The sequence below is a fragment of the Tenacibaculum soleae genome, from assembly GCF_001693415.1.
Lineage (GTDB): Bacteria > Bacteroidota > Bacteroidia > Flavobacteriales > Flavobacteriaceae > Polaribacter > Polaribacter soleae.
Genome location: NZ_MAKX01000024.1, coordinates 146,645 through 168,493 on the forward strand (window position 1 = coordinate 146,645; position 21,849 = coordinate 168,493).

Annotated in this window: 20 protein-coding genes; 9 read left to right on the forward strand and 11 right to left on the reverse strand. The window is 27.8% G+C overall.

The genetic code is table 11. The features are described 5' to 3' along the window. The first annotated feature begins 41 nt into the window (after positions 1-41). Complete coding sequence (locus BA195_RS11730) at positions 42-278, forward strand: hypothetical protein (protein WP_068705698.1); 237 nt, start codon at positions 42-44, stop codon at positions 276-278. Here the strand turns inward: BA195_RS11730 and BA195_RS11735 are convergent, their stop codons facing one another. The 4 genes from BA195_RS11735 to BA195_RS11750 form a co-directional block, all read right to left on the reverse strand. Next, positions 279-1,676: a hypothetical protein gene (locus BA195_RS11735; protein WP_068705700.1), complete on the reverse strand. Its 1,398-nt coding sequence runs from the start codon at positions 1,674-1,676 to the stop codon at positions 279-281. 320 nt (positions 1,677-1,996) lie between these two features. Continuing rightward, positions 1,997-2,209, reverse strand: coding sequence for a hypothetical protein (locus BA195_RS11740; protein WP_068705702.1), 213 nt, complete (start codon positions 2,207-2,209; stop codon positions 1,997-1,999). A 4-nt stretch (positions 2,210-2,213) separates the two neighbouring features. Next, entirely contained in the window at positions 2,214-2,423 is a 210-nt protein-coding gene (locus tag BA195_RS11745) for a hypothetical protein (protein ID WP_068705704.1), read from the reverse strand. 3 nt (positions 2,424-2,426) lie between these two features. Further along, positions 2,427-2,627 carry a hypothetical protein gene (locus BA195_RS11750; RefSeq protein ID WP_068705706.1) on the reverse strand — a complete coding sequence of 67 codons (201 nt, stop codon included), beginning with the start codon at positions 2,625-2,627 and terminating at the stop codon, positions 2,427-2,429. Positions 2,628-2,778: 151 nt separating this feature from the next. On the opposite strand from BA195_RS11750, the gene BA195_RS11755 reads away from it, so the two are divergent. From BA195_RS11755 to BA195_RS11775, 5 genes are all read left to right on the forward strand, one after another. Beyond that, positions 2,779-4,527 (forward strand): type I restriction-modification system subunit M, encoded by a 1,749-nt coding sequence (locus BA195_RS11755; protein ID WP_068705708.1) that lies wholly within the window; start codon positions 2,779-2,781, stop codon positions 4,525-4,527. Further along, on the forward strand, positions 4,527-5,690 hold the full coding sequence (locus tag BA195_RS11760) for a PD-(D/E)XK nuclease family protein (protein WP_068705713.1): 1,164 nt from the start codon (positions 4,527-4,529) through the stop codon (positions 5,688-5,690). The genes BA195_RS11755 and BA195_RS11760 overlap by 1 nt, the downstream gene beginning before the upstream one ends. 1 nt (position 5,691) lies before the next feature. Beyond that, on the forward strand, positions 5,692-7,011 hold the full coding sequence (locus BA195_RS11765) for a restriction endonuclease subunit S (RefSeq protein ID WP_068705715.1): 1,320 nt from the start codon (positions 5,692-5,694) through the stop codon (positions 7,009-7,011). Between the two features lie 10 nt (positions 7,012-7,021). After that, positions 7,022-10,033: a type I restriction endonuclease subunit R gene (locus BA195_RS11770; protein ID WP_068705717.1), complete on the forward strand. Its 3,012-nt coding sequence runs from the start codon at positions 7,022-7,024 to the stop codon at positions 10,031-10,033. Between the two features lie 153 nt (positions 10,034-10,186). Continuing rightward, complete coding sequence (locus tag BA195_RS11775; protein ID WP_068705721.1) at positions 10,187-10,807, forward strand: recombinase family protein; 621 nt, start codon at positions 10,187-10,189, stop codon at positions 10,805-10,807. Between the two features lie 39 nt (positions 10,808-10,846). Here BA195_RS11775 and BA195_RS11780 read toward each other — a convergent pair whose 3' ends face one another. From BA195_RS11780 to BA195_RS11800, 5 genes are read right to left on the reverse strand one after another with little or no spacing between them, the layout of a single operon-like run. Next, on the reverse strand, positions 10,847-11,338 hold the full coding sequence (locus BA195_RS11780) for a putative periplasmic lipoprotein (RefSeq protein WP_068705722.1): 492 nt from the start codon (positions 11,336-11,338) through the stop codon (positions 10,847-10,849). 18 nt (positions 11,339-11,356) lie between these two features. Continuing rightward, the gene (locus tag BA195_RS11785) at positions 11,357-12,703 is read right to left on the reverse strand and encodes an FG-GAP repeat domain-containing protein (RefSeq protein WP_084443193.1); all 1,347 of its coding nucleotides are present in this window, start codon (positions 12,701-12,703) and stop codon (positions 11,357-11,359) included. 1 nt (position 12,704) lies between these two features. Then, on the reverse strand, positions 12,705-13,001 hold the full coding sequence (locus BA195_RS11790) for a hypothetical protein (protein ID WP_068705726.1): 297 nt from the start codon (positions 12,999-13,001) through the stop codon (positions 12,705-12,707). A 48-nt stretch (positions 13,002-13,049) separates the two neighbouring features. Continuing rightward, on the reverse strand, positions 13,050-16,061 hold the full coding sequence (locus tag BA195_RS11795; RefSeq protein WP_084443195.1) for a sensor histidine kinase: 3,012 nt from the start codon (positions 16,059-16,061) through the stop codon (positions 13,050-13,052). Next, on the reverse strand, positions 16,039-16,794 hold the full coding sequence (locus tag BA195_RS11800; protein ID WP_068705730.1) for a LytR/AlgR family response regulator transcription factor: 756 nt from the start codon (positions 16,792-16,794) through the stop codon (positions 16,039-16,041). Before BA195_RS11800 ends, BA195_RS11795 begins: the two co-directional genes overlap by 23 nt. A gap of 689 nt (positions 16,795-17,483) precedes the next feature. Here BA195_RS11800 and BA195_RS11805 point away from each other — a divergent pair. Next, positions 17,484-17,747 (forward strand): DUF72 domain-containing protein, encoded by a 264-nt coding sequence (locus tag BA195_RS11805; protein WP_338116850.1) that lies wholly within the window; start codon positions 17,484-17,486, stop codon positions 17,745-17,747. A gap of 105 nt (positions 17,748-17,852) precedes the next feature. Here BA195_RS11805 and BA195_RS11810 read toward each other — a convergent pair whose 3' ends face one another. After that, on the reverse strand, positions 17,853-19,010 hold the full coding sequence (locus tag BA195_RS11810; protein WP_068705734.1) for a hypothetical protein: 1,158 nt from the start codon (positions 19,008-19,010) through the stop codon (positions 17,853-17,855). A 258-nt stretch (positions 19,011-19,268) separates the two neighbouring features. Continuing rightward, positions 19,269-20,723 carry a S41 family peptidase gene (locus BA195_RS11815; RefSeq protein ID WP_068705735.1) on the reverse strand — a complete coding sequence of 485 codons (1,455 nt, stop codon included), beginning with the start codon at positions 20,721-20,723 and terminating at the stop codon, positions 19,269-19,271. 159 nt (positions 20,724-20,882) lie between these two features. On the opposite strand from BA195_RS11815, the gene BA195_RS11820 reads away from it, so the two are divergent. Beyond that, complete coding sequence (locus BA195_RS11820) at positions 20,883-21,392, forward strand: RNA polymerase sigma factor (protein WP_068705736.1); 510 nt, start codon at positions 20,883-20,885, stop codon at positions 21,390-21,392. Further along, a complete protein-coding gene (locus tag BA195_RS11825; RefSeq protein WP_068705740.1) occupies positions 21,379-21,849 on the forward strand; it encodes a hypothetical protein in 471 nt (156 codons plus the stop codon). Before BA195_RS11820 ends, BA195_RS11825 begins: the two co-directional genes overlap by 14 nt.

The following is a 21,849-nucleotide window of genomic DNA, read 5'->3' on the forward strand; positions in this document are numbered from 1 at the left end:
TTGATATTAAATTGTTAAAAAAAACTTAGAAAAAAAACTTAATGAATACAAGTAGAACATTTAGGTTTAATTCAAATGAAGGTTTAAATTATACTGTTAGATGTGTTGTTGGTAATAGAAATTATATTGTAATAAGTATTAATAAAAATCCATTAGTTATTAATACTTACAAAACAATATATGAAGCTGTAAAAGACAGACAAAATTTAATGATTATTATGGATTTATTGGGTCTAATAAAAGAATACAAAGGAACTCCTTTGATAAACAAGATTTAATTACTCCTCACTAATAACAGGAACAACTCCCAATACATCTCTAAAAACAGATTCCATAATTTCTAAGGTGATTTTTTTATCTTCTTTTCTTACTATCAAAGCATCATGAATAGTAAAAGGAGTAACTTCTTTTTCTACTAATTTTCTGCAAATTTTATTTATAAAAATATCTGATTCAATTTGTTGTAATTTTATGGCAAATTCAGCATAGTTTTTAGTTTTTTGTGATGAGATGATTTTGTAAATATTTGGATAAACTTCTTTAAAAACCTTTTTATCTTCCTTATAACTTTTGTTTTTCGAATAAGCTATCTTCATCCACAAATCTTTAGATTCTTTTCTAGCTATACCGTATAGCTCTTGTAGGTGTTCATACCAATTTCCGTTAATTGTAAGATTGAAATACTGTTCAATCTCTTTCTTTAAATCTTCTGTTGCATTTATTAAGTAATCTTTCAATAGAATATTAAATAACACTGGTTGCGAGTTCTTTAAATCCAAATAGACCATATTTTCATAACCAATTATAAACTGACGTAAATCACTACTCATATTAGTTAAGTTGGTGTCTATTCTTCTATTAGTTTTATTTCTTTTAAAATAAATTGATTTTAAATTTTTACCTCCACCAATAGCTTTAATAGACGAAATTCTTGAAGCGTATTTATTATACGCTTTTATCTTTTCTTCATTATTATTAGCGATATCAATATTTTTATAATATTCATTAGTAGTGAAGTCAATAGCTTTTTCAGCATCAATTTTAAAATTCTTTCTGAAATGGCTTCCCATTTTTTTTATATGCTTCGTAGCATTGTTAATAAAACTTGAATCCTCATTGTAGCTACTTGTTAAATAGCTTTTGTTTTTAGAGGTAATCAATATTTTTACTTCATACCAAATAGTTGAAATCCTACTTTTTTGACTGTTGTAATCTTTAGGTATTTCGGTGCTTTCAGAGTGATTGTATTCTATTATTGTGAAACAATTGGGAGTAACTACATCTTTACTAATTATATTATGAATAGATAATAGCTTATAATATTCTTCAATATATTTATTCAGTTCTAATAGATAGTAATATGTTGTTTTTCCTTTGAAATAATAATCGTTCCAAATAATATTATTGTTAGCTAAAAAATCAATATGCTTTACATAAGCATTACCATACCTACTCTTTAAATATCTAGAGTCTAAAGGTGAAAATAAGTTTAAAGAGCTATCCTTTTTATTAAAAATGGAGTTTTTTGTAATGATATCATTTAAAATACTAATGAATATTTCTGGTTTATAATTAAAATCACCAAGTCCTAAATGAAGTTTCAATAGTAAATTGTCTACAATTACTTTGGGTAAATATATTGCCCTATATTTTTTATATACTTTTTTCTTTGACATCAGTTCAATTTATAATACGCAATATAGCACTCATATTTTTATGATAATTGCATGTTCTTAGATATAGACATAGTGTTTTACTTGAAATTTTTTCTTTCTCTTTAATGTGATTCCTTTAAAACAGCTTTTATTTAGAGTTAAAGCCTCTAATTTTAAAATTGCATGTTAGCTAGTAGGTGAGAGAAAAACTACAAAAAAGTACATTTAGAACATTATGTGCTACTTATTACCTCTTCTAGGGAGGGAGGATAAGAGAGGTCTCCCCTCCGTGGTAGGTATAGGTAGGGTGTTTAATTAATAATGTACTCTGTAGTGTATATTTATTTTGTTTTAAGTTTTCCAATAGTTGGAATTATAATATGAAACACTCCGTTTTCATCCTTCAATAAAGAAAAGTCTTTTAAAATTGATTCATATAAAACATCTTCAAGTCCTTCATATTTTGTCTTTATTAAAGAAATTAATTGTTGTTTAATTTGCGAACTATAAATTGATTCTTCTTGCTCTTTAAAATTATTGCTATTAATTTTCATTTAACTAAGCTATTTGTCTTGCTTCACATGATAAATACTCTGCTAGAATTAACTGGTCTAACTCATTATTTTCATGTAACCAGATAAGTTCGATTTTTAAACTTTCATCACTGTAGTCAGCTTCTTCTTGGTATTGAATACTAACGTAATTTATTAATAGTTTTTTGGTGTAAGGTGTGTATAGTAATTCGATATTTTCAATAGTCATTTCCATAGTTTAGTTTTTGTTAGTGTATTTGTTATTAAATTCAAATAAGATACTTATGTGAATCTTCCAACTATGCCTTTTTTTGTACAGTAAATCTGGTTGGTCTTTATACTTGGTTTTGAGTTCTTTTATACGGTAACGAAAAGTACGTTCACTGATTTTAGTTAATTCAAGTACATCTTTAAATTCATAGTAAATTTTTTGCTTCATAAATATTGTTTGTTAATAAATATGCAGCTGCAAGTAAAAAGGATAATTTTAAAATATATTTTTTCAAAATATTGTTTGTTGCCTTCATTATTGATACATTTAGGACACAAAATATGTACTAACATATTTTAGATAAAAATAAACCAGCTGAATGACAAATGTTAAAGAATCTGCCAATTTTATTTGGTCGATAGCAGACTTATTAAGAGGAGACTACAAACAAAGTGACTACGGAAAAGTAATATTACCACTAACTGTTTTAAGACGTTTAGATTGCGTTTTAAAAGCTACAAAAGCAAATGTTTTAAAAAAGCATGAGCAAGTAAAGACTATGAATATTCAGAATCTTGACCCGATTCTAAATAAAGTAGCTGGATATAACTTTCATAATTCAAGTTTATTCGATTTTGATAAACTAATTGCAGACCCAAATAATATTGCTTCTAACTTACGAAACTACATTAATGGTTTTTCAGAAGAAGCAAGAGAAATTATAGAACAGTTCGAATTTGAGAACCAAATTACAAAGTTGGATGAATCGAACTTACTGTTTATGATACTGAAACGTTTTCAAGAAATAGATTTACATCCAACCCAAATTTCTAGTATGGAAATGGGGTATATGTTCGAAGAACTAATCAGAAAATTTGCCGAAATATCTAACGAAACCGCTGGAGAACACTTTACACCTCGTGAAGTAATTCGCTTAATGGTAAATCTATTGTTTATGAACGATAGAGAAATCTTAACACAAAAGGGAATTGTAAAAACAATTTTTGATTGCTGTGCGGGTACTGGCGGAATGTTATCTGTAGCCGAAGAATATCTGAATGAATTAAATCCAAATGCTCGATTAGAAGTATTCGGACAAGAATTAAATCCAGAATCGTATGCTATCTGTAAATCTGATATGCTAATAAAAGGGCAAAAACCAGATAATATAGCCAGAGGAAATAGCTTAAAAAGTAAAGACACTGAAAAGCTAAAAGGCGACCAATTTATAAATCACAAATTCGACTATTTAATTACCAATCCACCATTTGGTGTAAAATGGGGTAAAGTTCAAAAAGAAGTAACAGAAGAACATCAATTGCTTGGTCATGGTGGTCGTTACGGTGCTGGTTTACCTTCTGTAAGTGATGGCTCATTTTTATTCTTAATGAATTTAATGTCTAAAATGAAACCTAAAAGCGAAGGTGGTTCTCGTTTAGCGATTGTATTTAATGGTTCACCATTGTTTTCTGGCTCACCAAGTAGCAAGAAAAACGAAAGTACAATTCGTCAATGGATTATAGAAAACGACTTACTAGAAGCTGTTATAGCGTTACCAAATCAATTATTTTACAATACAGGTATTAGCACTTATATCTGGATAATTAGTAATCATAAAACTACTGAACGAAAAGGTAAAGTACAACTAATTAATGCGGTAGATTACTTTAAGAAAATGAGTAAATCTTTAGGTAGTAAACGTAATGAACTATCTGATGAACATATTACAGATATTACAAAACTATATGGTGATTTTAAAGCCAGTGAGCATTGTAAAATATTTGATAATACCGATTTTGGTTACGCTAAAGTAACTGTAGAACGTCCTTTAGTAGAAAACGGAAAACCAGTTACCGATAAAAAAGGAAAACCAAAAGCAGATGCCAAATTACGTGATACCGAAAATATCCCGTTAAAAGAAAAAGTAGCTGATTATATGAAACGTGAAGTACTACCACACGTACCAGATGCTTGGGTAGACGAAAAGAAAACTAAAATTGGCTACGAAATTAACTTTACAAAATACTTTTACAAGTACAAACCACTAAGGTCTTTAGCGGATATTAAAGCCGATATTTTAGCATTAGAAACTGAAACCGATGGTTTAATTAAAAAGGTAATGCAGTAATGACTGACTTTGAAAAAGTTATAGAAAACGTAGCAGTTCGTTTACCTAAACTCCCAGCTAAAAGGAAAAAGAATATATACGATATACTTGGTGTTCAAACTAAAGAAACTATCAACTCAAGAGTATTAGCTTACTTTTTAAACAATAAAGAAGAGCATCAATTTAACACTCTTTTTATTGATGCTTTAAAAGAATTACTCAAAGAAAAGCAAAAAGACGGAACTGGAATAGATATTGAAGCCTTTACTGGTGATTTTAATGTGCTTACCGAAGATGTAACTCGTAGAGCAATTGAAGACGAGGAAAAACAAAAACGTATTGATGTTAGTATTGAAGGTAGTGATTGGACAATTATTATTGAAAATAAAATAAACCACACTCTTAACAATCCACTAAAAGCCTATTGGGAACACGCACAAGCTAAGTTTTCTAATAACGTAATTGGTGTTATACTTTCTATTCCTAAGCTACCAAGAAAAGAATGTGTAGTAAACAATAATATTAAATACATTAATATTACACATAAAGAGCTAATACGTAAGGTTCAAAAAAACTTAATTATAGGTACAAAAACAAACGACCTCAGCCTTTTTTACTTAAAAGAATACATAAAAACAATAGAGTCTCATTACAAAACAAGAACAGACCAACCAAAAATGAATGAATTAGTAAACGTATTAACCAAACAAGGAAAACACATTAAAAACATTCAACATAAAGTAGATGAATCTGTACGGTTTATTGATAATGAAATAATTGAAACTTTTAAAATGTTTGGATACAAAAAAGTAAAAAGTTGGTTTGTTAATGAAGATAAACACCCCGATATGTATTTTTGGATTCACGATTCTAAAAAAATACTTTTAGATAATTCTCTTTGGTTTTGCTATGAATCTTGGGATAGCCTTAATAACAAAGTAAATCAAATAGAACAAAAGGATTTATTTAAACATATAGATACACATACTGCTAAAATAACTCATGGAAATTCTAGCAAATCCAAATTAAGAACTCATATTGCTAAATATAACCACCATAATTTTTTAAAAGAAGGTGAATCATTTAGAGAAGCTTTCACAAATGTTTTAAGCACTTATTTTATGGCAGAAAATACAGGTATAGTTGACAAAACAATTGCTCATTTAACTAAAGAAAACTTGTAGTATGAAGCAATACAAAACATACAAAGATTCTGGTGTCGAATGGATTGGTGAAGTTCCAGATTCTTGGGAGTCATGGAAAATAAGTCACGCATTTAAAAAAGTTGGTAGTGGTACAACTCCACAATCTGGAAATCCAATTTATTACGAAAATGGTACAATTAATTGGTTAAATACAGGAGATTTAAATGATGGAATATTATATTCTTGTGCAAAAAAAGTAACACCAAAAGCATTAGAAGATAATTCTTCTTTAAAGTTATTTCCTAAAGGCTCTTTGGTTATTGCTATGTATGGGGCTACTATAGGAAAGACAGCTTTACTTCAATTTGAAACGACTACAAATCAAGCTTGTTGTGTATTTAATGAGTCTAATATAATTGATATTCATTTTTTACAATATTGGTTTAAAGGAAATAAAGAACATATAATTAATTTAGCTATTGGAGGGGGACAGCCTAATATAAGTCAAGATATTTTAAAAGGTATTAGACTTTATTGCCCAAGTAAAGAAGAACAAACCCAAATAGCCAATTACCTCAACCACAAAACAGCACAATTAGATAGTTTAATAGCTAAAAAAGAGCAGTTAATAAGCTTATTACAAGAAGAGCGCACGGCAATGATTAATCAAGCGGTTACCAAAGGACTCAATACAAATGTGCCCATGAAAGATTCGGGTATTGAGTGGCTGGGTGAGATTCCAGCGCATTGGGAGGTGAAAAAATTGAAATATTTTGCAAATGTTGTATTAGGTAAAATGTTAACCAATGAGGATAAGGGAGATTATGAATTAAAACCATATTTACGAGCTAAAAATGTAGAATGGAATACTCCTAATGTAGAAGATGTAAAAAAAATGTGGTTTTCTAAATCGGAATTGGAAAAATACAGAATTCTTAAAAATGACTTATTAGTTAGTGAAGGTGGTGAAGTTGGCAGAACTTGTATATGGAATGATGAACTAAATGAGTGTTATATCCAAAATTCTGTTCATAAGGTTACTTTTAAAAACATTACTAATTCTCATTATTTTTTAAGTCAATTTATTTTATTTGGCGAAAAAGGTCATTTTGATGCAATAGTAAACAGAATTAGTATAGCTCACTTGACTAAGGAAAAATTAAGTGCAGTTACTTTTGTTTATCCTCCGTTAAAGGAACAAGAAAAAATTAATGAGTTTATAGAAATTGAATTTGAAAGAATTAGCACAGTAATTTCAAAAACTCAACAAGAAATCGACTTACTAAAAGAATACAAAACCGCATTAATTAGCGAAGTAGTTACAGGAAAAGTAGATGTTAGAGAAGAAGTTTTGAATTAAAAAAAGAGTTATGGCAAAAGGCATACATACAGAATTAACGTTTGAAGCAGCAATAGAATTATCGTTATTAGAAGATGGCTGTTATGTTAAAGGGCATTCTACAGATTATGATGCAGATTTAGGTGTTTTTCCAAAATACGTTATCGAGTTTCTTAAAAATTCGCAAGCAAAACAATGGGATAAGCTGGCTAATATTCATAAAGATGCGGTAGAAACAAAGGTTATTCAACGCTTGCTTAAAGAGTTGGATTCTAAAGGTACGCTGGAGGTTTTGCGTAATGGTTTTACAGATTATGGTGTTAAGTTTAACATGGCGTATTTTCGTCCAGAAAGTAGCTTAAATCCAGAAGCTGAGGTTTTATATCGTAGCAATCATTTAGCTGTTACAAGGCAGTTGTACTACGAGCGTAATGGTAAGAACTCGCTAGATATGGTGTTAAGTTTAAACGGCTTGCCAGTTTCAACAATCGAGCTAAAGAATCAGTTTTCTGGTCAAGATGTTAGCAATGCTAAAAAGCAATATGTTTTTGATAGAGAGCCGAGCGAACCGATATTTCAATTTAAAAAGCGTACGTTGGTACATTTTGCTGTAGATGCAGACGAATGCTACATGACCACAAAGCTGGCTGGTAAGAAAACACGCTACTTGCCTTTTAATTTAGGAGCTAATAACGGAGCTGGAAACCCGCTAAATAAAAATGGGTATCGTACTGAGTATTTATGGGAATACGTTTGGGCTAAAGATAGCTTTATGGATATTATTGGAAAATTTTTACATTTAGATGTGGAAGTTTACGAGCTAAATGGCGTAAAAAAGAAAAAGGAAACCATGATATTTCCAAGGTTTCACCAAATGGATGTCGTTCGTAAATTAACTAAAGACGCTAAAACAAAAGGAGCTGGTCAAAATTACTTAATACAGCATTCAGCTGGTTCTGGTAAATCTAATTCCATTGCGTGGTTATCTTACCGATTATCAAGTTTACACGATACTCAAAACGAACGAGTATTTGATTCTGTCATTGTTATTACTGATAGAAAAGTATTAGATAGTCAGTTACAAAACACTATTTATCAATTTGAACACAAACAAGGCGTAGTTCAAAAAATAGATAAAAATTCTCAACAGTTAGCCGATGCTATTACGGCTGGTTCAAATATTATTATTACTACGTTACAGAAGTTTCCGTTTATTATAGAAAAAATTGGAGAACTAAAAGCTAAAAAATATGCAGTAATTATTGATGAAGCACATTCTAGCCAAGGAGGTGAAGGAACAAAAAAGCTTAAAGAAGTATTATCTGCAAAGTCATTAGAAGAAGCTGTTTTAGAAGACATGCCTTCTGGCTTAGATGAAGATGCCGAAGACCAGATACGCAAATCTATGGAAGCTAGAGGAAAACAAGATAACCTTAGTTTTTTCGCATTTACAGCAACTCCAAAAGACAAAACAATTCAAGTATTTGGAACTCCAGATAAAGAAGGAATACCAAAACCTTTTCATGTATATAGCATGAAACAAGCTATTGAAGAAGGTTTTATTTTGGATGTTCTTAAAAATTATACAACGTATAAAACATACTTTAAGTTATCTAAAGAAATTGAAGACGACCCAAAAGTTAATAAAAAACAAGCAGCCAAAGCAATCGGGCGTTTTATGTCTTTACATCCGCATAACTTGGCACAAAAAACCGAAGTAATTATAGAGCATTTCCGACAAGTTGTATCTAAAAAAATTGGAGGGAAAGCAAAAGCAATGTTGGTAACAGGTTCTAGATTACATGCTGTTCGTTATAAAGAAGAGTTTGATAAATATATTAAAGAGAAAGAATATACTGATATAAAAACTGTAGTAGCATTTTCTGGAAAAGTAATATATGATGCGTACCCAGAAGGAGTAACTGAGGTAGAACTAAACGGATTTAAGGAAAAAGAACTGCCTAAAAAATTTGCTTCTGATGAATACCAATTACTTTTGGTGGCTGATAAATATCAAACAGGTTTTGACCAGCCGTTATTACATACAATGTATGTAGATAAAAAGTTATCTGGAGTAAAATGTGTACAAACATTATCTAGGTTAAACAGAATGCATGCTGGTAAAGAAGATACTTTTATTCTTGATTTTACTAACGATACCGAAGACATATTAAACTCTTTTCAACCGTATTACGAACTTACCACAGTAGAAAATACAACAGACCCTAATCAATTATATGATTTAAAATCTGAAATTGAAAAAGGACAAATTATTTGGGATTCGGAGGTGGATAGTTTTTGTAATGTGTTTTTTAAATCAGCAAAAGCATTATCTGTAAAAGAACAGGGTAAATTAAATGCTTTTGTAGACCCAGCAGTTGACCGTTTTAAACAACTACCAGAAGAGAACACCAAAGATGATGTAATTGGTACTGAAATTACGCAAGATAATTTTAAACATGCATTACAAACCTTTACAAGATTGTATTCATTTTTAACTCAAATAATGCCGTTTAGTGATGTGGAGTTAGAAAAACTATTTACGTATTCTAGATTTTTATTAAAGAAGCTACCTCGTAAAAATGAAAGTGATAGATTTCAATTAGGCGATGAAGTTTCTTTAGAATATTACAGACTTCAACGTGTAGCAGAACAAAACATTGCTATGGAGAGCCAAGGTGAATATAGTTTAGAAGTTATGGATGGTGCTGGAATACGCATGAGTAAAGAAGAACAAGAAGCATTATCTGAGATTATTAATGTATTGAATAATAGATTCGGTACAGAATTTAATGAAGCCGATAAGTTATTTTTTGACCAAATAGAAGCCGAATTAATTGCTGATAATAAATTATCAGAACAAGCAAAGAATAACACACTTTCTAATTTTAAGTTTGGTTTTGAAGATGCTTTTATGGATAAGTTAATTGCTAGAATGGAGCAAAATCAAGATATTTTTACCAAAATGATGGATGATAATGATTTTGGTAGTTTGGTGAAAGATTATATGTTAAAGAAGGTTTATGAAAGATTGAATAAGTAAGATTATAATTAGATAATAACTTGTAGCACTTTTAGACTATAGTCTTTTACTAACACAGTTTATAATTAAAAAATAATAGCTAAATCGTTACTTTTGTATCATTTTATTTAGCAGTTTAAAAATAATACACTATCTTTATTGAAAAGCTAGATAATGTATTATTTTTATTCAAGAATTTCTACAGTAGGTCAGAACACAGGTCGCCAGATTACTAATTTTAAATCTCATGGAGAATTTAAAGCTGAAAATTTATATATAGATAAAGTTCAAGGTAATGTTCCTTTTTTAGAACGTCCAGAAGCTTCAAAGTTATTCGATGCGGTTACTGGTCTAAACAAAGAAGAGATTACAATAGTAGTAGATAGTATCGATAGACTTGGTAGAAACTTAATTGACATATTGCATACTATTGAACGATTTACTGATAACGGTATCAATCTAAAATCAATTAAAGAAGGCTTTGAAACTTTAATAAATGGTGAAAAAAATCCAATAGCAATGGTCGTGGTTTCTGTAATGGGTTCTATTGCCGAAATGGAAAGAAACCGCATAAAAGAACGTACAGCAGAAGGTATTAAAATAGCACAGGCAGAGGGTAAATTTAAAGGTAGAAAGATTGGCTCAACTCAATCTAATGCTAGATTATTAGAACGTCACCCAAATATTATTAAAAAACTAAATAAAGGGCTTACAGTTCGTGAAGTAGCTGAAATTGTAGGTAAATCTACAACTACTGTTGTTAAAGTTAAAAAAGTTTTGGCATTGAATAAATAATAAATGGAATCACTTTTTATGATTCCATTTATTTATATTTTAATAATCAGTTAAATTACCATCATAAATTCCTGTAACAGAAATCCCATCTTGATTAATACAATCAATAGTAATTTTGTAGTTGTTATTGTTTTTTTCAATTATAACTGTTCCACTAACAATTTCACCTTCAATCTCTTCAAAATTATTAGATGTAAATTGATTATTTTGAACAAAATAATCACCATTATAAAAAGTGCCATTTTCACGTGATAAAGAATGATTAAAAGTATGCACTCCATCATCTAAACTTGTTCCGTTAGAATTATACATGCTAAAGCTTAAATGTAAACCTTCTCCATGTTCAAAATAAGAATTAGCCATTAACTCGATATAAAAATTATTCTCATTTATATTTCCCATTGAGAAAATAGAAATATTATAATCTTCATTGTTAATTGTTATTTTATTTTCATTATTACCAATTCCATCATCAGATGAACATGATAATAATGTAAATGCTGTTACAAAAAGTATTATTATTTTTTTCATGATATATTCTTTTATTTATTAATAACAAAAATTAGAACTAAAGATATTTGCAGCTCCATAATAACCAAATACAGGACTTCCGCCATTTTTAGAAGCACCTACAAATAATTCCATACCATTATCTGAATCGTAGTTTCCTTCTTTTATATAATAAACAACACCTATTTTATCATATTTATCATGATTACTCCATTTTACACCTTGACTTTCATTATGTAGGATAGATAAGCCAGCAGAAGTATTAAAAACTATATCCTTAAAAGAATCATTATCAACATCAATTGAAACAATATCATAAGTAGTCAAATATATATCTTCTTCTATAGGTAATTCTACTCGTAATTCTTGATAACCTCCATCTAGTATAGATTTATTATTACTTAATAATATATAAACGTTAGGTACTCTAATCTGGTTGTTAGAAATATCAGAAGAGGGAGGTTTAGAAGTACCCACAATTAAATCTTTATAGCCGTCTTTATTCAAATCAGTTAAATCACCTAGTGAACCTCTCATTTCATTTGCTAACATACTTTCATCATTAAAAGAAAACTGTTTTTTTGAGAAAGTATTTGAACCTTCATTTATATATAATGTTGTTCTACCAGTAGTCCAATTTGCAGATGCTCCTTCAATGGTTAAAATATCCATATCTCCATCATTTTCAAAATCTACTAACTCCATAAAATGAGAAGAGCCGTTAATCGATTGAATATTAAAATTTGAATTACCCTCATTAATAAATAAATCCATATTATTATTAATAAAATCTATATCTCCATCATTATCAAAATCCGAACTAACAAGACTATAAGATATTCCATAAGAATGAGGTCTTGGGTCGCTTTTTGTTGAGTATGATTTAATAATATTGAAATCTGAAAAACTGTTTCCTAAATTTTTAAACCACCCCACTTTACTTAAATCCGTAGAATAAGCACTACAATTAACATAACTAGTAAAAATAATATCAAGATTTCCATCATTATCAATGTCTCCAACCTCAAGAGTTGCTATTGTTTTGTTATCACAAGGAGAAGCCCAGTTTGTAGTTTTATATTCTTTGAGTAGCTCTTTATTATAAATTTTATTACCATCATTCCTATATAAAAAAAAGCTATTTCTATTTTCATAAGATATTATATCAATATCTCCATCATTATCAAAATCTATTGGTTTTGAACTATAAGATGATTCCCCAATTTTGCACACAGATGAAATGTTAAAGTCATTATTGTTTTCGAACGGATTATCTATATTATCACCATCTTCTATTGGATTGTCATCAGAAATATCCTCTTGGATAGTCGATGAACAAGATATGATAGTATAAATACATATCATTATTATGAATATATTTTTCATGTTAAAATTTAAGTTTGATAAGTGTGTCCATATATTTGTTAAACCATTCTTTACTTATATCTACTACTTTAGCCTCACTGTTTTCATTAGGTTCATACATACCACTTATGTATACATGACACTTTAAAAAAGTTATAAGGTTATTATGTTGATAGTCTTTAGAGTAAGTAAAATAATGATGGTTCTGTTTATACTCAAACTCTGGAAAAGGAATAATCATATCTTTAGAAGCATATTTAGCCTCTAATTCTTCATTTAAAATATTTATTACTTTGTTAAAATTTACTTGTTCAGTCATATTTGTTTTTTTATTTAACAAAGAAAAACAAATAAAAGAGCTGTTTTTTTACAAATTATTTTGCGTTGTATTTTTTAAAGTAATCGTTACAATTGTTCCTTTTAAAGCAGATGAAGTAATTGAAAAGGAATCAGAAGGTAAGTTTAATAATTGTAGTCGTTCGTTTACTAATTTAATTCCTTTAGATTGATGTTCAGCTATATTTAAATTACTATTAAACCCTTTACCATTATCAATTATACTACAAATTAGAAAATCGTTTTTTTGATTAAAATCAATAGTTAATTTAGAATTATTAGAATTATTATTAAAAGCATGTTTAAACACATTTTCTATAATTGGTTGTAATAACATAGGAGGAATAGTAGTAGTATTTACATCAATATTATTAAATTTTATTTTGATGTCAATTTTATTTTGAAAGCGTAAATTTTCAAGTTCTATGTATGTTTTTAAATAACTAATTTCTTCTGCTAGAGAAATGTATTGATGTGATGAATTATGAAGTGTTTTACGAATCAATTTTGAGAACTCACCCATATATTTTAATGAATTATCAATATCATTATCAATGATGAAATTTTGAATAGAGTTCATTGCATTAAAAATAAAATGCGGATTCATTTGACTTTGCAATGCCTCTATTTTAGTTTCTGAAACACGTTTGTAAATATCTTGTTTAAGCTGTTGTTCTTTTTTAATTCTATTGATTTTGTGCTTATAAAACAGATAAAAACTAAATAATACAATACCTAAAAAGAGACTAATAAACCACCAAGTTTTCCAAAAAGGAGGGTTAATAGTTACTTTTAATAAACTATTAGTATAAGTTTTACCATTGCTATAATCTTTTATCTCTCCAGTAATATTATAGTTGCCATTACTTAAATAGTTTAATCGCACTGTATTTTTATTACTCCACTGACTCCAATCGTTATTCGATACTTTATATCGGTATTTTAGTTTGTTTGGATACGGATGGTTGTTTATACTATAGTTAAACGAAATTGTGTTTTGATTATAAGGTAACTCAATTGACTCTTTAGTGTATTGAAACCAATTGTAATTTGAAGAATCAATATTTTTATAATTTACTTTAATGTTTGAAACATTAAACTCATGATATTCAGCATTAAGATTATTAATAATAGTATCCAAATTAATTTCATAATATCCTTTATCTGTACCTACTAATAATTTATTGTCGGTTACAGTTGCTGAGCTAAAAAATTTATTTGTAATTCCTTGTTCTTCATCTAAGAAAATAATTGAATCATTTTTATATAAATTAATTCCTTTTTCTGTTCCAATAATTAGATGTTCTTTATAAGTTTTTAAAAACAAGATGGTGTTTCCAACTATTTCTTTATTTTTAATTGTGTTTATTATTTTAAAACTATCATTTGGTTCTGTTATAAAAACAGTGCCTCTAGTATTTGCTATAACTAACTGTTTTTTATTATTAACTACAGAGTATGTTAATTCCTTTTCACTCCAAATACTATCTTGTAAATAGGAAGTAAACTGTTCCTTTTTGTATTGATATAAACCAGAGAACTTGGAAGAAAAATATAACTTATTATCAATCTTATTTATTGAAATAATATCTCTTGGATTATTTTTATGACTAAGTTCAAAAACAATGCTTTTAGTATTCATTCCAATATTATCTATGGCATAAACCTGTGAATATGGTCTTTGAAAAAAAGCATTGTATTTAGAAGTAAAATAAAAAGCATTGGTATAAATAGGAAAGTAACTTTCTAATTTATTAGAATTAGATAATTTATAAAGACCAATTGTGGTATTAATCCAAATTTCATTGTTATAATTTTTTATACTTAACAACTCTAAATCGTTAAAGCTATTACCTTGAAAATGCCCACTAAAACCTTCGTTAAACAATAACTTCTTATTTTTATAATAAGCTTTAAATTTTGAATAGAATTCTAATTTAGAAATATGAAACTTGTTTTTTTTTGATTCTATAACTAATCCTTTTTTTGTAAGAAAAAACGCTTCATTTTCTTTAGTTTGAATGTCAATAGTATTTTTTATATTATTATAAAAACGAACCTTTTTTGATAGATTAACTTTATAAATTCCTTTATCTAAAGTTCCAATTAATAAATTATTATTGTTTTTATCATATTCTAAACACCATTGTTTAGTACTTTTTATATTGAATGTATTGTTTTCTTTTACAATAGATTTGTTGTCTATTTTAAATACTCCACCTGTAGGATAATTAATACCATCTGCAACTCCGTAGATATTTTGGTTTTTGTCAAATATAAAGTCCCAAAAAACACTATTTCCAAACTCACTATTTGGTTTAATTCCGCTTATGTAATCTAGAATGTTGAACTTTTTTATCGATTGATTTTTATGAGCGAATCCATCAAAACTTACCAGAATAGAATTTTTGTTTTTGAAAATAGAAAAAACTGAATCATAGTTATGATGTAAAAAAACTAATTGATTTTTAACTTCATCATATTTCCATAAGCCACTTCGATACGTTTGAATATATACTTCATTCTTGTAAGAAAAGAAATCCATAATTTGAAACGAATTATCTGCTTTATCTGTTACATTTTTAATTTCTTTGGAATTAATATCAATAACTGACAATCCATTTTTAGTACCAATAAAAACCTTTTGGTTATGGTAAAATATCTTACGAACATAATTGTTTACTAAACCGTTGTTAGTGTTATAAACAGAGAAACCGTTACCATTATAAAAAGTTAAACCACCACCATAACTACCAAGCCATAAATTATTATTACTATCTTCTTCAATAGCCCAACAGTTATTATGAGCTAAACCATCTTCTTTATAAAAATTAGAGATTTTATTGTTTTCTATTTTAGAAACTCCAGCACCTGTACCAACCCACAAAATACCTCTGCTATCTTTTTTTAATGAATAAATACTGTTGCTTGGTAATCCATTTAAAGTAGTTATGTTTTTTGACGGAAATGTTTGTGTGAATGCTAATCGAATGCACAATAAACAAATCAGAAGAAATAATTTATTTTTTATGAAGTATTGCATTTAAGAAACTTTCTTTTTTTCGGGAAGCTATAGGTAATTGCTCACCGTTATTTAATTCAACATACAGTTCTACAGTTTTATTAAAACGCGCTACATGATTTAAGTTAACTAGATACGATTTATGTATTCGATGAAAATTTGTTTTTGGTAAAAGTTCATCAATATATTTTAATGTTTTAGATAAAGTTATTTTTTTACCGTTTACAAAAGTTACAGAACTGTAATTACTGTCAGCTTTGCAGTATAAAATTTTATTAGGATTTATAATTTCGTAACCAGATTCTGTTGGTAAAGCAATTTTATTATAATTAGAATCTCCAGAATCTATCTGGTTTAAAATCATCTTTAAATTATTTTCTTTAGTTCTTTTTTTAAGTAATAATTTATAGCGTTTAATTGTTTCCAATAAATCAATATAATTTATTGGCTTTAATAAATAATCTAACGCATTCTCTTTAATTGCTTTAATTGCATATTCTGAATAAGCAGTTGTGAAAATAACATCAAACTTTTTATCTTCAATCTTTTTTAATAGTTCAAATCCGTTTTTATTAGGCATTTCTATATCTAAAAACACTAATTCTGGTTCATGCTTTTCTATCGATAATTTTGCTTCATCTACACTTTCACATTTATCAAGAACTAAAAACTGATTTGATAAATACCTATTTAATAGTTTTTCTAAAAATTCTCTGGCATTGTATTCATCATCAACAATAATAGTTTTTATCATAGTAACAAAGTTAGTTTATTAAATGTGTGGTTAGTTAATGAATTAGTTATCGCTATGTAATTAGGCATAAATTAGTATAAGTACTTAGTAATCGTAAAAGCTTTATTATTTTTTTGAAGTATTTACTATTATAATTAAGTAAGGTTTTTATATCTTTATGACTATATGTATTGTTATGAAAAGCTAACTACTAAATTTATTTAATAAAAATATTATTTATAAAAAATCTTTATCAGTTCTAAAATAGTAAAATAAATAGAACACACTACCTAAACCTAATAAACAGAAAAATAATTTCCAAAATAAAAAATTATACATTAATAAAGGTGCAATAACTAATGATATAATGATGTATGTCTTAATAATCAGTATTAGTATTTTAGCAAATTGTGTTTTATTCACTCTATACTCTTCCTTCTTAAAATATTCAAGGATGTAAAAGAAACTAATCACTCCTATAATCGTAAAAGGAAACATATGTAGTATAACAGAATCTTTATTTATTTTGAAAATATTGTTGTAAGCCCAAAAAGTGTAAATGAATATTCCAATATAGAAATTATAAATACATAAAATAAAAAACTTACGTTTAATGTAATCCATAGTGCTATTTTAAGTTTTTAAATATAGTTATTTTATGTGTTATATATAATACATACACAAATATATGTAGGAGAGATATGCTGCACATGCGTTTAACAAACAACGAAGCTTTTATTAGGTTTGTAGGTGCAAATCATCCGACGGATTATGAACGTTTAGATGCTTGGATTTATAGATTAAAAGAATGGAGCGATTTAGGGTTGCAAAATATTCATTTTTTTATTCATCAGAATATAGAAGTCGAATCACCTTTATTAGCGGCTTATTTTATTAAAAAAGTAAACAAAGCCTTAGGAGCAGATTTAAAAATTCCGAATGAAAGTATAAGTCAACAAATGAGTTTGTTGTAAAGTAAAAATCCAGCTTTAAAGCTGGATTTTTTATTTATTGAAGCGGAGTAAAGTTGGTATTTCTTTTTTGAGTAGGTGACAAAACACTTGTAAAAAGAAGTATAGTTAATTGTTTTTTACTCTTCTTGTTTTTTTCTTAATTTGTTTTGAAAAAGGTTTGTCAAAAAAAGAAATAATTACAGATTCACCCTTGTTATTAAGCTTTATTTTTGTTGCGTATGATAAATATTCAAACTTTATTGAAATTATTTTTTTATTTTCTATTTCTTGAAATTGTTTTTTATTAATTTTTTTCAAAATTCGATCTATTTCAATATCCGAAAAATCATATTTACTTAATAATGATAACATTCTATTAAAGCCTTTTTTTTCTAATGCGTCTAGAATTTTTTTTCTATAATTAGGAATATCTATATTTTTTTCGGCTATGAATTTGTTATACTTATATAGCAAAACTAAAGTAGTCGTTCCTTCCAAAGGAATATTAATATTTATTTTTTTTATATTGTTGATATCTATAGAATATGATTGAATAACAGACGTAACTTCCTTAATAATTACTTTTTTTTCAGAGTCATCTAGGTCATAACTTGAAAGTAGTTCAATAGTTTTATTATTAATTTTATTCTGTTTATCTAATTTTTTTCTTTTCTCTTGTTCTTTTAACTTTTTAATTCGATTTACTTCTGCAATTTTTTTATTTTTTTCTTCTTCAATTAACTTTTTAACTTCTTTTTGTTCAGCTAATACTTTCTCTTTATATGCTTTGGTAATAACATAATTAATGGCCTTAGTACTTGCTCTTAAACTAAAAGATATATCGTTTTTTCCATAATTATCCTTAATTCTAACATTTACTTTATTAGCGGTTTTTAATTTTTCAATAAATTCAAGTTTACTTATACTTTCATTTGATTTAGTATTTATAAAATCATTGAAAAATATAATTTTATTATTATCTGACTTTGAAATATTAACTGATTTGTAGAGGGTGTCAAGTTCATCATTGAAAATCCATAATACATTTGTTTCTGATAAATTTTGAAAGTAACCAGCATCAGCAATATAAAAATTTAAAGATTCATTTTTAAAAAGATTGATTACAAGTAATGGGTTGTTATAAGGGAAGTCGGTTCCTTTTCCTTTTATACTTGATGTCTTATACTTTCCATCAAATACATTTCCACCAGATTCAAAGCTCCAATTTTGAGCTGAAACCATTATTTGACGAAGTAGAATAGCAATAAAAATAATTTTTTTCATAGTTTTTGTTCTTTATCCTTTTTTCTTTTTATAAAAATAGTACTATTCTGCAAGCCATTAAATAAAATTTTAATAAAATCTGTCGGAGCAAATCGTCCGTCAAGTTATTGCTTAAAAGAGTGGTGTGATTTAGGATTAAAAAATCTAACCAAGAATTTAGGACATATTTAAAAGTTTCTAATAAAAATACAAAAAATGAGCTTGTTATAAAGTAAAAATCCAGCTTTAAAGCTGGATTTTTGTATTGGTTTCAATCATTTATTTTAAATCGATATACATATTGTTATAATCAATATATTTCATGTTAGAGTTCCATTGTGGAGCAAAGTTCGATTTTCTTTTTTTAGTTGCAGAAACACCTTTAGCACCTGTGGTAATATATTGTATGGTTCTTTCTAATAATGGTTCGGTAATATCACCAATTATGCCTAAATTACCAGGATCTTCTTCTATAATTACTTCAGGAATAAATCCTTCAGGTTTATTTTCTCCATTACTATTCTGAATTTCTAAAACAATTGGTTGCATTGCCCAAGCATGATTTGTTTTAAAATTTGGGCCGTTACGCGAAAAGTTATCAGAATCGTACAAGGTTATTGAGCCTACATGTTTACCGTAAGTTTGAGATCCTACAAGTTTTACATTGATGTAAGGAGATAATGCATTTATAACTAATTCAGATGCCGAAGCGGTATTTTCTGAAACAATAAAATATACTGTTGGTAAGTTTAAATTATTAATGTTTTCATCTAAAATAGTGTTTCCATTACTGTCTTTATTTAAAATTTTATCCGTGAAATTATTAATAAAATCATCTGGGTTTCTAACAGCCATTACTTTGTTATTCCAAACTTGTTTAGAAAACAACTTATCATTACCTTGCCCAGCAATCATACTTCCTAAATACACAGCCGTTTGCACTGACCCACCACCATTGTATCGTAAATCGATAATTAAATCGGTAATGCCAGCGGTTTTAAAATTAGCAAATTCGGTATTTAAATCTCCATCAAAATCACGTGAAAATTGATTGTACATTAAATAACCAATAGTATGGCTACCATCAACAATAACAGTTGTTTTTTTAATTGGATTTTCAGTTACTATTGCGCTATTTAGTGTTATCGTTGTGCCATTACTTATAGGGTTTCCTGCATTATAATCGGCTAATTGAACCGTAAACGAATTGGCACTAAATAAGGTGTTTACATTGGCTTTTGTTAGTATGGTTCCGTTTACTTCAGTAATAAGCATTCCTCTAACAATTCCTTTGGTTTCAGCATCAGAATTTTTTACAACGTCATATACATACACATAATAATTTCCAGAACCATCGGCATAATCAGCTCCTTTAAGTTTTATTCCTGTCGTTTGTCGTGTACCTTCAAAAGATTGTTCTAAGGCAATGTAATCATCAACAATCCAAGAATAAGTTCTGTTAGGATCTTTGGGATATTCACTCGGTATGTGTAATAAATTGTAAAATAAATTTTCGGGATTATTATAATTATCTAAATATCCAAAAAGCTCTTGATTGTTATTAAAACGTCTGTCAGATAAATCAGGTACATCTTTTTGCCACAAATAATAGGCGTTTAAGCCTTTCCAAACAAAATTTTGAACTTGAATGTCAGTAGGAATATTTTCTTTATCGCTACAAGAAATAGTAGCAAAAGCTAAAAATACAATAAGTAATGTTTTATATAATTTCATAAGGAGTATATTAGTTATAATGTCAACGCAATTTAATCAATATTATTATTTTTTTTGATTGTTGCTGTAACAAACTTAAAACTACGTCGTCGTAGTTATGTAAACCAGCTAATAAAGATGTAATTTTAAAGTATGGCTTACAAATTAATTAACTAAACAATGAATCAATCAGATTTTTTAAAAGTTGTATTACCCTTTAAAGACAAAGTTTTTCGTTTAGCAAAAAGACTTTTAGTTTCTAGAGAAGAAGCTGAAGATGCTACACAAGAGTTAATTTTTAAGTTATGGAGAAATAAAGAGAAATTATCAGGTTATAAAAATGTAGAAGCATTTGCGATGACGATGACAAAGAATTATTGTTATGACCGATTAAAATCGAAACAAGCTAGTAATTTAACTTTAGTTCATAGTAATTATAAAGAAAAGGAAACGTCTTTAGATAAAAAGGTTGAGCATAATGATAGTGTAAGCTTAGTACATAAATTAATAGAAAAATTACCAGAGCAACAAAAAACAATTATTCAATTAAGAGATATAGAACAATATGATTTTGATGAAATATGTAAAATGGTAGACATGAAACCAACTGCTGTTAGAGTAGCTTTATCAAGAGCAAGAAAAACAATACGAGAACAATTAATAAAACAACATAACTATGGAGTTAGCTAACATAGAAAAATTAGTACATAAATACCTAGAAGCAACAACGAGCTTGCAAGAAGAAAAAGTATTACAAGAATACTTTACTTCTGATGATGTGGCACCTCATTTGCAAGAGTACAGTATGTTATTTAGTTATTTTAAACAAAGTAAAAACGAAACCTTTACCCAAACCATTCAGTTAAAACCTGAGAAAACTAAAAAGAACTGGAAATGGTTATCGGTAGCAGCGTCAGTCGTTTTACTATTTAGTGTATTTGTAGGTAATGAAAAGTATCAAGAGCATCAACAAAGAAAACAGTTTGCGCAGGTAACAGCAGCGTTACAACTACTTTCTGTCAATTTAAACAAAGGAAACGAGGCACTGTATGCCGTTTCAAACAACTTAAACAAAGGAAATGAAGCTTTAGCGCATTTAAACACCTACGAAAAAACAGTAAATAAAGTAATTAGTAAAGTAAATTAA